At 72.2% G+C, this 14050-nt stretch carries 10 protein-coding genes; 6 read left to right on the top strand and 4 right to left on the bottom strand.

Annotation, left to right across the window (positions count from 1 at the left end; all coding sequences use genetic code 11):
- Nucleotides 1–474 (bottom strand): response regulator, encoded by a 474-nt coding sequence (locus AC068Z_RS23045; RefSeq protein WP_478558506.1) that lies wholly within the window; start codon nucleotides 472–474, stop codon nucleotides 1–3.
- Nucleotides 471–4436 (bottom strand): HAMP domain-containing protein, encoded by a 3966-nt coding sequence (locus AC068Z_RS23050; RefSeq protein WP_478558509.1) that lies wholly within the window; start codon nucleotides 4434–4436, stop codon nucleotides 471–473. The genes AC068Z_RS23045 and AC068Z_RS23050 overlap by 4 nt, the downstream gene beginning before the upstream one ends.
- Nucleotides 4437–4669: 233 nt before the next feature.
- Between AC068Z_RS23050 and AC068Z_RS23055 the strand changes: the two genes are divergently transcribed.
- Nucleotides 4670–6874 (top strand): SpoIIE family protein phosphatase, encoded by a 2205-nt coding sequence (locus AC068Z_RS23055; protein ID WP_478558512.1) that lies wholly within the window; start codon nucleotides 4670–4672, stop codon nucleotides 6872–6874.
- Nucleotides 6875–6901: 27 nt separating this feature from the next.
- A complete protein-coding gene (gene hemW, locus AC068Z_RS23060; RefSeq protein WP_478558515.1) occupies nucleotides 6902–8134 on the top strand; it encodes a radical SAM family heme chaperone HemW in 1233 nt (410 codons plus the stop codon).
- Nucleotides 8135–8262: 128 nt separating this feature from the next.
- Here hemW and AC068Z_RS23065 read toward each other — a convergent pair whose 3' ends face one another.
- A complete protein-coding gene (locus AC068Z_RS23065; protein WP_478558518.1) occupies nucleotides 8263–9069 on the bottom strand; it encodes a DUF3097 domain-containing protein in 807 nt (268 codons plus the stop codon).
- 31 nt (nucleotides 9070–9100) lie between these two features.
- On the bottom strand, nucleotides 9101–9829 hold the full coding sequence (locus tag AC068Z_RS23070) for an MBL fold metallo-hydrolase (RefSeq protein ID WP_478558521.1): 729 nt from the start codon (nucleotides 9827–9829) through the stop codon (nucleotides 9101–9103).
- Between the two features lie 160 nt (nucleotides 9830–9989).
- Between AC068Z_RS23070 and hrcA the strand changes: the two genes are divergently transcribed.
- The 4 genes from hrcA (at nucleotide 9990) to AC068Z_RS23090 (ending at nucleotide 14044) form a co-directional block, all read left to right on the top strand.
- A complete protein-coding gene (gene hrcA, locus AC068Z_RS23075) occupies nucleotides 9990–11006 on the top strand; it encodes a heat-inducible transcriptional repressor HrcA (RefSeq protein WP_478558524.1) in 1017 nt (338 codons plus the stop codon).
- Nucleotides 11007–12143 carry a molecular chaperone DnaJ gene (gene dnaJ, locus AC068Z_RS23080; RefSeq protein WP_451723871.1) on the top strand — a complete coding sequence of 379 codons (1137 nt, stop codon included), beginning with the start codon at nucleotides 11007–11009 and terminating at the stop codon, nucleotides 12141–12143. It begins immediately after the preceding gene.
- 78 nt (nucleotides 12144–12221) lie between these two features.
- On the top strand, nucleotides 12222–13307 hold the full coding sequence (locus AC068Z_RS23085) for a nitronate monooxygenase (protein ID WP_478558528.1): 1086 nt from the start codon (nucleotides 12222–12224) through the stop codon (nucleotides 13305–13307).
- A complete protein-coding gene (locus AC068Z_RS23090) occupies nucleotides 13304–14044 on the top strand; it encodes a 16S rRNA (uracil(1498)-N(3))-methyltransferase (protein ID WP_478558531.1) in 741 nt (246 codons plus the stop codon). The genes AC068Z_RS23085 and AC068Z_RS23090 overlap by 4 nt, the downstream gene beginning before the upstream one ends.
- The last annotated feature ends 6 nt before the right edge of the window (nucleotides 14045–14050 follow it).

Genomic DNA, 14050 nt, shown 5'->3' on the forward strand with positions numbered 1-14050 from the left:
TCACTCCCGCCCTCGGTTGACCAGCTCCCTCAGTTCCCGGACCTCCGCCCTCAGCGCCTCCAGCTGGAGCTGCTTGCGGTGGAGGTCCAGGAACACCCTGACCTTGGCACGGAGGATCCAGGGGTCGAAGGGCTTGGTCAGGTAGTCCGCGGCGCCGGTCGCGTAGCCGCGGAAGGTGTAGCCCGCGTCGTCCTCCGCACCCGTGAGGAAGATGATCGGGACGTCCTTCGTCTGGTCCAGGCGCTTGATGTTGGCCGCCGTCTCGAAGCCGTCCATGCCGGGCATCCGGATGTCGAGCAGGACCAGGGCGAAGCGGCGGCGGAGCAGGGCCTTCATCGCCTCCTCGCCGCTGCGGGCGCGGACCAGCGGCTCGTTGAGCGAGCCCAGGACCGCCTCCAGCGCGATCAGGTTGTCCTCCATGTCGTCGACCAGGAGGATCCCGGCGCTCTCGTCGGGTACGTCGGTGGCGTTCATGGCGTGGTCTCGTCGGCTCCCTCCGGGTCCAGCAGGGCGCACACGACAGTGAGCAGCCGGTCGACGTCCACCGGCTTCGGTACGTAGTCGTTGGCGCCGCGCGCGATGGACTTCTCGCGGTCCCCGGGCATCGCCTTCGCGGTCAGCGCGATGATCGGCAGACCCACCCAGCGCGGGGTGTGGCGGATGGCGGCGATGGTCTCGTAGCCGTCCATCTCCGGCATCATGATGTCCATCAGGATGAGTTCGACGTCCGGATTGCGCTCCAGCGTCTCGATGCCCTCACGGCCGTTCTCCGCGTAGAGCACCGGCATGCCGACCCGGCCGAGCACATGGGTCAGCGCGAAGACGTTGCGGATGTCGTCGTCCACGATCAGCACCCGGCGCCCGGACAGCACCTGGCCCGCCCGCCCCGACTGCCACTCCTCCAGCCTGGTCGGCGTCGGCCAGGCGTCGTCGATCTCCGGCACCGAGGACACCTGCTCCGGCACCAGCACGGCGCTCCGGTCCTCGGCCACTGGATGGCCGGGGCTGACGACGGGGACGTACAGCGTGAAGGTGGAGCCCTTCCCCGGCTCGCTCTCGGCGACGATACGGCCGCCCAGCAGGCCCGCGATCTCCCGGCTGATGGACAGACCGAGCCCGGTGCCGCCGTACTTGCGGTTGGTGGTGCCGTCGGCCTGCTGGAACGCCTCGAAGATCACCGGGAGTTTCTCCGGCGCGATGCCGATGCCGGTGTCGGACACCTCGAAGGCGATCACCTCGCCGCTCTCCCGGATGCCCGCGTGCTCGGGGTCCTTGACCCGGCCGACCCGGAGCTCGACCCGGCCCGAGGCGGTGAACTTGATGGCGTTGGACAGGAGGTTGCGCAGGATCTGCTGCAGCCGCTGCTCGTCCGAGTACATCTCGCGCGGGACGTCCTCGCCCACCGACACCTCGAAGGCGAGCCCGCGGTCGTGGGTGAGCGGGCGGAAGGTGGCGTGGACGTAGTCGAGCAGCTTGATCAGCGGCAGCCGCTTGGGGCGTACGTCCATCCGGCCGGCCTCGATCTTCGACAGGTCCAGGATGTCGTTGATCAGCTGGAGCAGGTCGGAGCCGGAGCGGTGGATCGTCGTGGCGAACTGCACTTCCTGGTCGGAGAGATGGCCGTCCGGGTTGTCCGACAGCAGCCTCGCCAGGATCAGCAGGGAGTTCAGCGGGGTGCGCAGTTCGTGGGACATGTTCGCCAGGAACTCCGACTTGTACTGGGAGGAGGTCGCGAGCAGGGCGGCCTTCTCCTCCAGTTCGGCGTTCGAGCGCTGCAACTCGGCCTGCTGCTTCTGGAGTTCGTCGGAGCGCTCCTGGAGCTGCATGGCCAGCCGCTGGGACTCGCCGAGCAGGGACTCGGTGCGGGAGTTGGCGATGATGGTGTTGATCGCGACGCCGATGGTGTTCACGAACTGGTCGAAGAAGGCCAGGTGGACGTCGGAGAAGCGGGAGAAGGAGGCGAGTTCGATCACGCCGAGCAGCTTGTCCTCGAAGAGGATCGGGATGATCACGATGGTGGTGGGCGCCGCTTCGCCGAGCCCACTGTTGATCTTGATGTAGTCCGGCGGGGCCTCCTCGACGAGGATGCGCTTCTTCTCGCGGGCCGCCTGCGCCACCAGGCCGTGCACCGGGAGGGCGCCGGTCTCCACGGTCGCGCCCTGCGCGGCGCCGTATCCGGCGATGAAGGCCAGGCCCTTCGTGGGCGCCGTCGTGCCGTCCTGCTCGGGATCCGCCAGGTAGAACGCGCCGTACTGGGCGTTCACCAGCGGGGTCAGCTCGCGCAGGATCAGGTCGGCGACCTCCATCAGGTCCCGGTGGCCCTGCATCAGGGCGGCGAGGCGGGCGAGGTTGGATTCCAGCCAGTCCTTGGCGCGGGTCGTCTCGCGCAGGTTGGCCACCATCAGGTTGATGTTGTCCTTCAGCTCGGCGACCTCACCGCGCGCCTCCACGGTGATCGAGCGGGACATGTCGCCCTGCGCCACGGCCGAGGCGACCTCGGCGATGGCGCGGACCTGGGTGGTGAGGTTCAGCGCGAGCTCGTTCACATTGGTCGTCAGGCGCTTCCAGGTGCCGTACACGCCCTCGACCCGGGCCTGGCCGCCGAGCTGGCCCTCGGTGCCGACCTCGCGGGCGACCCTCGTCACCTCGTCGGCGAAGGAGGACAGGGTGTCGACCATGGTGTTGATAGTGGTCTTCAGCTCCAGGATCTCGCCGCGCGCGTCCACGTCGATCTTCTTCGACAGGTCGCCCTGCGCCACGGCGGTGGCCACCTGGGCGATGTTGCGGACCTGCGAAGTGAGGTTGTCCGCCATGTAGTTGACGTTGTCCGTCAGGTCCCGCCAGACGCCGGAGACGCCCAGCACCTGGGCCCGGCCGCCGAGCCGGCCGTCGGTGCCGACCTCCCGGGCCACCCGGGTCACCTCGTCGGCGAAGGCGCGCAGCTGCTCCACCATCGTGTTGACGGTGTCCTTCAGCTCGAGGATCTCGCCGCGCGCGTCGACGGTGATCTTCTTGGAGAGGTCGCCGTTGGCGACGGCGGTGGTGACCTGGGCGATGTTGCGGACCTGCGAAGTGAGGTTCAGGGCCATGAAGTTGACGTTGTCGGTGAGGTCCTTCCAGACGCCGCTGACGCCTCTCACCTGGGCCTGACCGCCGAGGTTTCCCTCGGTGCCGACCTCGCGGGCGACGCGGGTGACCTCGTCGGCGAAGGCGGAGAGCTGGTCGACCATGGTGTTGATGGTCGACTTCAGCTCCAGGATCTCGCCCTTCGCCTCCACGGTGATCTTCTTGCCGAGGTCGCCCTGGGCGACGGCGGTGGAGACGAGGGCGATGTTCCGCACCTGCGAGGTGAGGTTGTCGGCCATGAAGTTGACGTTGTCGGTGAGGTCCTTCCAGACGCCGCTGACGCCTCTCACCTGGGCCCGGCCGCCGAGGTTTCCCTCGGTGCCGACTTCGCGGGCGACGCGGGTGACCTCGTCGGCGAAGGCGGAGAGCTGGTCGACCATGGTGTTGATGGTCGACTTCAGCTCCAGGATCTCGCCCTGGGCGTCCACGGTGATCTTCTGGCTGAGATCGCCGTTGGCGACGGCCGTGGTCACCTGGGCGATGTTGCGGACCTGGGAGGTCAGGTTCGAGGCCATGAAGTTGACGTTGTCGGTGAGGTCCTTCCAGACCCCGGAGACACCCCGTACCTGGGCCCGGCCGCCCAGCTGTCCCTCGGTGCCCACCTCGCGGGCGACGCGGGTGACCTCGTCGGCGAAGGCGGAGAGCTGGTCGACCATCGTGTTGACCGTCAGCTTCAGTTCGAGCAGCTCGCCGGTCGCCTCGACGGTGACCGTACGGGTCAGGTCGCCGCGCGCCACCGCCGTCGTCACCAGCGCGATGTCCCGCACCTGGGCGGTCAGCCGGGACGCCATGGTGTTGACGGCCTCGGTGACGTCCCGCCAACTGCCGGACAGGCCCTGCACCTTGGCCCGGCCGCCGAGCCGCCCCTCGGTGCCGACCTCGCGGGCCACCCGGGTCACCTCGCCGGTGAACAGCGAGAGCTGGTCGACCATCTTGTTCACGGCACGGCCCAGGCGCCGCAGATCACCGCGCAACTGGCGGGAACCGTCGTGCAGATCGACCCGCTGGGTCAGATCGCCGCCCGCCACCGCGTCCAGGACGCGCGTCGCGTTCGCCGCCGGGGCCACGATGGCGTCCAGCAGCTGGTTCACGTCGTTGACCCGGGCGGTCCAGGCACCCTGGCCCGGGCTCGCGGTGAGCCGCTCGTCGAGCCGGCCGTGCCGGACGAGCTCTCTTCTGACCCGCTGCACCTCTCTGTTGAAGTGCAGGCTGCGGTTCATGATCTGGTTGTAGGAGGCGACGAGTTCGGCCACCAGACCCGTGCCCGGATCCGACACCGTCCGGAAATCACCGTCCCGCGCGGCCGTCATCGCGGCGAGCAGAGGACGCAGATCCGATGCTCGAATCTGTCCGTCTTCGAGCACGCGTGTACCACTGTTCTCACTCATGGCGGCCCACTTCGGTAACTCGGCGCTTATGGGCGTGGCCAGTCTGTCACTCTGTCCGCGTCGACCGAGGCTAATCGTCCGAACCGCTCGGGGAGCTGTCCATGGGGGCCATTCCGACGCAACGGGAAATCGCTTCCCGTGGCTCTGATGCGCCTGTGCACCAGAGCGCGCGCCCGCGCGCCTGGAGTCACGCGACCCTGCCCGGAAGCCCCCTCGCGCCGGGCTCCGCCCGCGCCCTCGTGCGCGCCGCGTTCGCCGAGTGGTCCGAACTCGGCCTGCCCGGCACCGAGCGGCACACCAAGCGCCTCGCCGACGACGCCGTCCTGGTCGTCAGCGAACTCGTCACCAACGCCGTCGTCCACGCCGGCACCGACGTCGAGCTGGTCTGCCGGATGGAGGAGGAGAGCGGCGCCGTGGTCCTGGAGGTCTCCGACCAGCACCCTTCGCGCGCACCGCGCGACGGCGCGGCCGAGCCGGGGCATGGCGACGGTGCTTCCCAACGCGGGCACGGAGCGTCTGAACTCGGCCACGGCGCTGCCGATCCCGGGCCCGGCGCTTCTGAACCCAGGCACCACGCTGCCGACGATCCCGGCCACGGCGTCTCCCGGCCCGCCCGCGCCGCCGACGATCCCGGGCACGGCGTCTCCCGGCCCGCCCGCGCCGCCGTCGACCCCGGGCACGGCGTCTCCCGGCCCGCCCCCGCCGCCGACGATCCCGGGCACGGCGTCTCCCGGCCCGCCCCCGCCGCCGACGATCCCGGGCACGGCGTCTCCCGGCCCGCCCGCGCCGCCGTCGACCCCGGGCACGGCGTCTCCCGGCCCGCCCGCGCCGTCGTAGAGCCCGCCCACGCCGCACCCGAGTACGGGCGCGGGCTGAACCTCGTCGCGCGGCTCGCCGAGTCCTGGGGGGTGACGTATCGCACCGGTGTGAAGACGGTGTGGGCGCGGATGGTCGTCGAAGGGCATGGCGAGGAGCGCGCGGAGGGGGACGGGACCCGGCGTGTCTTCTCGATACCAGGCCCCGGGCCGGCCGTCGGCCGAGAGCCGTCCCGGCCTCCCGAACCCGACCAGGACTGGCTCAACCGCGGCGCCCTGTCCTTCCTCGCCGAGGCCTCCGACCTGCTCGCCGGACAGCTCGACGAGAACCTGGTCGCCGCGCTCACCGGACAGCTGATCGTGCCCCGGCTCGCCGACTGGTGCGCGATCTGGCTGGAGGACGAGGTCACCGGCCGCGGCTGGGCGCTGCCCGGCAGCGTGGGCGCCGGCCCCCGGCTGGCCCGCGTCTGGCACGGCCGCGAGAACCGCATCGAGGAACTGCGCCTGGCGCTGGAGAAGGACCCGCCGCGCCCGCCGGACGATCTGCGCGCCGGGCCCGTGCCGCACCCGTGGCCGGCCGCGGCGCTGGAGACGGAGGGCACCTCCCTGGCGTACCGCCTGGTCGCGGGCGGCCGGCCGCTGGGCACCCTGGTGATCGGGCGGACCGGCATCCCGCGCTTCGCCGACGAGGTCACCGGGCTCGTCGAGGACCTCGGCCGCCGGGTGGCGCTCGCCATCGGCGCGGCCCGCCAGTACGCCCGCCAGGCCACCATCAGCGCGGTCCTCCAGCGCGGGCTGCTGCCCGGCGCGGTCGCCGAGATCCCGGGCGTACGCAGCGCCCTCGTCTACGAGCCCTGCGACAAGGGCGGGCCCAGCGGCGACTTCTACGACCTGTTCCCGGCCGGCGACGGCCGCTGGTGCTTCGCGGTCGGCGACGTGCAGGGCAAGGGCCCGGAGGCCGCGGTGGTGATCGGCCTGGCCCGCCCCTGGCTGCGGCTGCTCGCGCGCGAGGGGTACCGCGTCGCCGACGTCCTGGACCGGCTGAACCAGCTCCTCCTGGACGACGCCACGGAGGCCGCGGACGCCTCGGCGCGGGCCCTGGTCGGACCCGCCGCCCCCGGCGACGGCCCGCAGACCCGCTTCCTGTCCCTGCTCTACGGCGAGCTGGTCCCCTTCGACGGAGGCGTCCGCTGCACCCTGGCCTCCGCCGGACACCCGCTGCCGCTGCTGCTCGGCCCGGCCGGCGATGTCCGCACGGCGGCGCAGCCCCAGACGCTGCTCGGGGTCGTCGAGGACGCCACCTACACCAGCGAGACCTTCGAGCTGTTCCCCGGCGACACCCTGCTCTGTGTGACCGACGGGGTGACGGAGCGGCGCAGCGGCTCCCGCCAGTTCGACGACGGCGACGGCCTCGCGGCGGCGCTCGCCGGGTGCGCGGGGCTGAGCGCGGCGCTGATCGCGGAGCGGATCAGGCGGCTGGTGCACGAGTTCGGGGGCCGCCCGCCGGAGGACGATCTGGCGCTGCTGGTGCTCCAGGCGGAGTAACCGCCACGGTGCTGGACAATGGAGGGCATGCCTTCCGCACTTCCCGACGGTGAGCCCGTCCCCGACGACGGCGCGCTCCCGGTCGCCGCGCTCGCCGGGGCGGCCGACCGGCCGCTCGGCTTCTACCTGCACGTTCCGTACTGCGCGACCCGCTGCGGGTACTGCGACTTCAACACCTACACCGCGACCGAGCTGCGCGGCACGGGCGGCGTCCTGGCCTCCCGGGACAACTACGCGGACACGCTCACCGACGAGATCCGGCTGGCGCGGAAGGTACTGGGCGACGACGGGCGGGCGGTCCGTACGGTCTTCGTCGGGGGCGGTACGCCCACCCTGCTGGCGGCGGACGATCTCGTGCGGATGCTGGGCGCGATCCGGGACGAGTTCGGGCTCGCGCCGGACGCGGAGATCACCACGGAGGCGAACCCGGAGTCGGTGGACCCGGCGTACCTCGCCACGCTGCGGGAGGGCGGCTTCAACCGGATCTCCTTCGGCATGCAGAGCGCCAAGCGGCACGTGCTCAGGATCCTGGACCGCACGCACACGCCGGGCCGCCCCGAGGCCTGCGTCGCGGAGGCGCGGGCGGCGGGCTTCGAGCACGTGAACCTGGACCTGATCTACGGCACGCCCGGCGAGTCGGACGACGACTGGCGGGCCTCGCTGGAGGCGGCGATCGGCGCCGGGCCGGACCATGTGTCGGCGTACGCCCTGATCGTCGAGGAGGGCACGCAGCTGGCCCGCCGGATCCGCCGCGGCGAGGTCCCGATGACCGACGACGACGTCCACGCGGACCGGTACCTGATCGCGGAGGACATGCTGTCCGGGGCGGGCTTCGACTGGTACGAGGTCTCCAACTGGGCCACCTCGGAGGCGGGCCGGTGCCTGCACAACGAGCTGTACTGGCGGGGCGCCGACTGGTGGGGGGCGGGCCCGGGGGCGCACTCGCACGTGGGCGGGGTGCGCTGGTGGAACGTGAAGCACCCGGGCGCGTACGCGTCGGCGCTGGCGGCGGGGCGTACGCCGGGGGCGGGACGCGAACTGCTCTCGGCGGAGGACCGCCGGGTCGAGCGGATCCTGCTGGAGCTACGGCTCCTGGAGGGGGCGCCGCTGGACCTGCTGCGCCCGGCGGGCCTGTCGGCCTCCCGCCGGGCCCTGTCCGACGGGCTGCTCCAGAAGGAGCCGTACGACGACGGGCGCGCGGTGCTGACGCTGCGCGGGCGGCTGCTGGCGGACGCGGTGGTGCGCGACCTGGTGGACTGAAGGAACGACCCGGCAGGGGCCGGGAGCACGACCTGCTCGGCCGCGTGGACGAGTTGATCGACGGAACACCTCCGCGTCGGCGGAGAGGAAGCCACCAGGTCCCGCGCGGCCAACGACCGTGGCGGCCGTCAGGGCACGGTCACGTGATCGATGAGTCGCTCGACGCAGCCCAGCAGCTCCGGCTCCAGGTCCTTGTAGGAGTTCACCCGCTTCAGGATCGCCTGCCACACCGCGCCGGTGTTCTCCGACGGCCAGCCCAGCGCCCGGCACACGCCCGTCTTCCAGTCCTCCCCGCGCGGCACCCGTGGCCAGGCCTCGATGCCCAGGGACGACGGCTTCACCGCCTCCCAGACGTCGATGTACGGGTGGCCGACCACCAGGGCGTGTTCGCTGGTCACCGACTGGGCGATGTGCCATTCCTTGGTGCCGGGGAGCAGGTGGTCCACCAGGACGCCCAGACGGGCGTCGGGGCCGGGCGCGAAGTCCGCCACGATCCTCGGCAGGTCGTCCACGCCCTCCAGGTACTCCACCACCACGCCCTCGACGCGCAGGTCGTCGCCCCAGACCTTCTCGACCAGTTCCGCGTCGTGGCGCCCCTCGACGTAGATGCGGCCGGCGCGGGCCACGCGGGCGCGGGCGCCGGGGACGGCCACCGAGCCGGAGGCGGTCCGGGCGGGCCGTGACGGAGCCGTTCCTGACGGCCGTACGAGCGTCACCACGCGTCCCTCCAGCAGGAAGCCGCGCGGCTCCAGGGGAAACACCCGGTGCTTGCCGAAGCGGTCCTCCAGCGTCACCGTGCCCGCCTCGCAGCGGATCACCGCGCCGCAGAAGCCGGTGCCGGGCTCCTCGACCACCAGGCCGGGCTCCGCCTCGACCTCGGGGACGGGCTTGGGCTTCTTCCACGGAGGGGTCAGGTCGGCGGAGTACTGGCGCATTCGGATGACGATAGGAGAACCGCCCCGGCGGTCACCGCGACACGCCGAAGCGGGCCGCCAGCTCGTCCCGCTGCCGCCGTACGAACCGCGCGTCCACCACCGCTCCGTGACCGGGGACGTACACCGCGTCCTCGCCGCCGAGCGACAGCAGCCGGTCCAGGGCCGCCGGCCAGTGGGACGGTACGGCGTCCGGGCCCGCCTGCGGCTGCCCGGACTCCTCGACCAGGTCGCCGCAGAAGACCACCTCCGGGTCGCCGGGCACCAGGACCACCAGGTCGTGCGCGGTGTGCGCCGGGCCGACGTTCGCCAGCAGGACCTGGCGGCCGGGACCCAGGTCCAGGGTCCACTCGCCGGAGACGTGGTGGCGGGGCGGCACCAGGGTGTCCGCCGCCTCCTCGGCCTCGCGCGCGTCCAGGCCGTTGCGCACCGCGTCCCCGCGCAGCTCCGCCCGGCCGTGCGGGCCGTACACCGACTCGATGCCGACCGCGCCGTAGACCTCCGCCCCCGCGAAGGCCGCCGCCCCGAAGACGTGGTCGAAGTGCGGATGGGTCAGCGCGAGATGAGTCACACGGTGCCCGGCGAGCGCCTCCGCCCGCAGCCGCAGCCGCGCCCCTTCGGCCAGGCTCGACCCGGCGTCCACCACGAGGGCCTCGCCCTCCCCGACGACCAGCCCCGCCGTGCAGTCCCAGCCCGGCAGCCGGCACCGCCCCACCCCGGCCGCGACCCGCTCCCACCCGAGCTCTTCCCAAGTCACCGTCATACCGCGACGCTAGCTGTACAACCCGTCACAGCAGGACCGACCTTGCCCGGGGTGTACCCCACCGCCGTACACTGGGGCCGGGAACGCTGGCACTCGGCTGGACAGAGTGCCAGGCAGGCGCCCCGGGGGACTGGGGGACGACTTCTGGAGGTGTGCGCGGATGCTGAGCGAACGCAGGCTGCAGGTGCTGCGCGCCATCGTCCAGGACTATGTGGGCACCGAGGAGCCGGTGGGGTCGAAGGCCCTGACCGAGCGGCACAACCTCGGCGTCTCCCCGGCGACCGTCCGCAACGACATGGCGGCGCTGGAGGACGAGGGGTTCATCGCCCAGCCGCACACCAGCGCCGGGCGCATCCCGACGGACAAGGGCTACCGGCTCTTCGTCGACAAACTGGCCGGCGTCAAGCCGATGACGGCGCCGGAGCGGCGGGCCATCCAGAACTTCCTCGAGGGCGCCGTCGACCTCGACGACGTCGTCGCGCGGACCGTACGGCTGCTCGCGCAGCTCACCCGGCAGGTCGCGGTCGTCCAGTACCCGTCGCTCACCCGCTCCACCGTGCGTCACGTCGAGCTTCTCTCGCTCGCCCCGGCGCGCGTGATGCTCGTGCTGATCACGGACACCGGGCGGGTCGAGCAGCGGATGGTCGACTGTCCGGCGCCGTTCGGCGAGACGTCCTTGGCCGATCTGCGGGCGCGGCTGAACAGCCGGGTCGCGGGCCGGCGCTTCACCGATGTCCCGACGCTCGTCGAGGACCTCCCCGAGGGCTTCGACATGGAGGACCGGGGCACGGTCTCGGCCGTTCTCTCCACCCTGCTGGAGACGCTGGTCGAGGAGAACGAGGAGCGGCTGATGATCGGCGGCACCGCCAATCTCACCCGCTTCGGGCATGACTTTCCCCTCACGATCCGGCCGGTCCTGGAGGCCCTGGAGGAGCAGGTCGTGCTCCTCAAGCTCCTGGGCGAGGCCGGGGATTCGGGCATGACCGTACGCATCGGTCACGAGAACGCCTATGAGGGACTCAACTCCACGTCCGTGGTGTCGGTCGGCTACGGTTCGGGCGGCGAGGCAGTCGCCAAGCTCGGCGTGGTCGGACCGACCCGCATGGATTACCCGGGAACGATGGGAGCGGTACGCGCAGTGGCACGGTACGTCGGACAGATCCTGGCGGAGTCGTAAGTGGCCACGGACTACTACGCCGTTCTCGGCGTGCGCCGCGACGCGTCGCAGGAAGAGATCAAGAAGGCCTTCCGGCGGCTCGCGCGCGAGCTGCACCCGGACGTCAACCCGGATCCGAAGACCCAGGAGCGGTTCAAGGAGATCAACGCCGCTTACGAGGTGCTCTCGGACCCGCAGAAGAAGCAGGTCTACGACCTCGGCGGCGACCCCCTCTCGCAGGCGGGCGGCGCGGGCGCGGGCGGCTTCGGCGCGGGTGGCTTCGGGAACTTCTCGGACATCATGGACGCGTTCTTCGGTACGGCGTCCCAGCGGGGTCCGCGCTCGCGTACGCGGCGCGGCCAGGACGCGATGATCCGGCTGGAGGTCGAGCTCGACGAGGCGGCCTTCGGCACCACGAAGGACCTCCAGGTCGACACGGCCGTCGTCTGCAACACCTGCAGCGGCGAGGGCGCGGCGCCGGGTACCTCGGCGCAGACGTGTGACATGTGCCGGGGCCGTGGTGAGGTCTCGCAGGTCACGCGGTCCTTCCTCGGGCAGGTCATGACCTCGCGGCCCTGCCCGCAGTGCCAGGGCTTCGGCACGGTGGTGCCGACGCCGTGCCCCGAGTGCGCGGGCGACGGTCGCGTACGGTCCCGCCGTACCCTCACGGTCAAGATCCCGGCCGGTGTCGACAACGGCACCCGGATCCAGCTGGCCGGCGAGGGCGAGGTCGGGCCGGGTGGCGGTCCCGCCGGTGATCTCTACGTCGAGATCCACGAGCTGCCGCATTCGACCTTCCAGCGGCGCGGGGACGACCTGCACTGCACGGTCACGATCCCGATGACGGCGGCGTCCCTCGGCACCAAGGTGCCGCTGGAGACCCTCGACGGCATGGAGGAGGTCGACATCCGCCCGGGCACCCAGTCCGGCCAGTCGATCCCGCTGCACGGCCGGGGCGTCACGCACCTGCGCGGCGGCGGCCGGGGCGACCTGATCGTCCACGTCGAGGTCCAGACCCCGACCAAGCTCGACCCGGAACAGGAACGCCTGCTGCGCGAGCTGGCCAAGCTGCGCGGCGAGGAGCGGCCCCAGGGGCAGTTCCAGCCCGGGCAGCAGGGGTTGTTCTCGCGGCTGAAGGACGCGTTCAACGGGCGTTAAGACCCGGCGTTGCCTTTGGTCTATGCCACACGGACGGGTGGATTCGGACTTGTTCGGAGGACGTGACAACATGCCGTCATGTCCTCCGCGCTGACCGATCTCTTTCCTCTTCCGATCGTGCAGGCCCCCATGGCGGGCGGGGTCTCCGTGCCGACGCTCGCCGCCGCCGTGTCCGAGGCCGGCGGGCTCGGGTTTCTGGCCGCCGGGTACAAGACCGCCGATGGCATGTACCAGGAGATCAAACAGCTGCGAGGGCTCACCGGGCGCCCGTTCGGCGTGAACCTCTTCATGCCGCAGCCGGAGTACGCCGACGCCGCGGCGATCGACGTGTACGCCCATCAGCTCGCCGGTGAGGCCGGGTGGTACGAGACCGAGCTGGGCGACCCCGACAGCGGACGGGACGACGGCTACGACGCCAAGCTCGCCGTCCTGCTCGACAACCCCGTGCCGGTGGTCTCCTTCCACTTCGGCGTCCCGAGCCGGGACGTGCTGGACTCCCTGCGCCGGGCCGGCACCTTCACCCTCGTCACCGCCACCACCGCCGAGGAGGCCCTCGCCGTCGAGCGCGCCGGCGCCGACGCGGTGATCGCCCAGGGCGTCGAGGCCGGGGGACACCAGGGAACCCACCGCGACAATCCGGAGACCGACGGGACCGGGCTCGGACTGCTGTCGCTGATCGCCCAGGTCCGCGAGACCGTGAGCATCCCCGTCGTGGCCGCCGGCGGCATCATGCGCGGCAGCCAGATCGCCGCCGTGCTCGCCGCCGGTGCCGCCGCCGCCCAGCTCGGCACGGCCTTCCTCGCCACCCCCGAGTCCGGCGCCAACGCCGTGCACAAGCAGGCGCTCACCAACCCCCTGTTCACCCGTACGGAGTTGACGCGGGCGTTCTCCGGCCGCCCCGCGCGCGGCCTGGTCAACCGGTTCATGCGCGAGCACGGCCCGTACGCGCCCGCCGCCTACCCGGAGCTCCACCACCTCACCTCGCCGCTGCGCAAGGCGGCCGCCAAGGCGGGCGACGCGCAGGGCATGGCGCTCTGGGCGGGGCAGGGCCACCGGATGGCGCGGGACCTGCCCGCGGGCCGGCTGGTGGAGATGCTGGCGGCCGAACTCGCCGCCGCCAGGACAGCGTTGTCGACCCCGGGGGACGGGGGTGCGGGGCGATGACCGCTCCTGTCTTCGTCGTCGAGCGGCTCGACTCCGGCCCCGGCGGGCAGTACGTCCTCGACGGTCCCGAAGGGCGGCACGCCGTCTCCGTGAAGCGGCTGCGGACCGGCGAGGAGGTCGTCCTCACCGACGGCGCCGGGCGCTGGGCGGACTGTGTGGTGCTGGCGGCCGAGGGCAAGGACCGGCTGGTCGTCCGGGTGGACGCCGTGACCGAGGAGCCCGAGCCGCGGCCCCGCATCACGGTCGTTCAGGCCCTGCCGAAGGGCGACCGCGGGGAGGTGGCCGTCGAGACCATGACCGAGGTCGGGGTCGACGCGATCGTGCCCTGGTCGGCGTCCCGGTGCATCACGCAGTGGAAGGGCGAGCGCGGCCTCAAGGCGCTCGGCAAGTGGCGGGCCACCGCGCGGGAGGCCGGCAAGCAGTCCCGGCGCGTCCGCTTCCCCGAGGTCGCCGACGCCGCCTCCGCCAAGCAGGTCGCCGCGCTGCTCGCCGAGGCCGACTTCGCCGCCGTGCTCCATGAGAGCGGCACCGAGCCGCTGGCCGCCGCCGAACTGCCCGCCGAGGGCGAGATCGTGCTGGTCGTGGGGCCCGAAGGGGGCGTGTCCCCGGAGGAGTTGGCACTGTTCGCGGAGGCCGGGGCGCGGCCGTACGTGCTCGGCCCCACCGTGCTGCGCACCTCGACCGCCGGGACCGCGGCGGCCGCGCTGCTCCTCGGCCGCACCGGCCGCTGGGGCTGACACCAG

The organism is Streptomyces sp. NPDC043726, from assembly GCF_056436565.1.

What these genes read in the sequence shown, in the direction of transcription:
- hrcA (WP_478558524.1), top strand. Translation starts at nt 9,990, where the DNA reads ATGCTGAGCGAACGCAGGCTGCAGGTGCTGCGCGCCATCGTCCAGGAC.
- AC068Z_RS23090 (WP_478558531.1), top strand. Translation starts at nt 13,304, where the DNA reads ATGACCGCTCCTGTCTTCGTCGTCGAGCGGCTCGACTCCGGCCCCGGC.
- hemW (WP_478558515.1), top strand. Translation starts at nt 6,902, where the DNA reads ATGCCTTCCGCACTTCCCGACGGTGAGCCCGTCCCCGACGACGGCGCG.
- AC068Z_RS23050 (WP_478558509.1), bottom strand. Translation starts at nt 4,436, where the DNA reads ATGACGGCCGCGCGGGACGGTGATTTCCGGACGGTGTCGGATCCGGGC.
- AC068Z_RS23045 (WP_478558506.1), bottom strand. Translation starts at nt 474, where the DNA reads ATGAACGCCACCGACGTACCCGACGAGAGCGCCGGGATCCTCCTGGTC.
- AC068Z_RS23085 (WP_478558528.1), top strand. Translation starts at nt 12,222, where the DNA reads ATGTCCTCCGCGCTGACCGATCTCTTTCCTCTTCCGATCGTGCAGGCC.
- AC068Z_RS23065 (WP_478558518.1), bottom strand. Translation starts at nt 9,069, where the DNA reads ATGCGCCAGTACTCCGCCGACCTGACCCCTCCGTGGAAGAAGCCCAAG.
- AC068Z_RS23070 (WP_478558521.1), bottom strand. Translation starts at nt 9,829, where the DNA reads ATGACGGTGACTTGGGAAGAGCTCGGGTGGGAGCGGGTCGCGGCCGGG.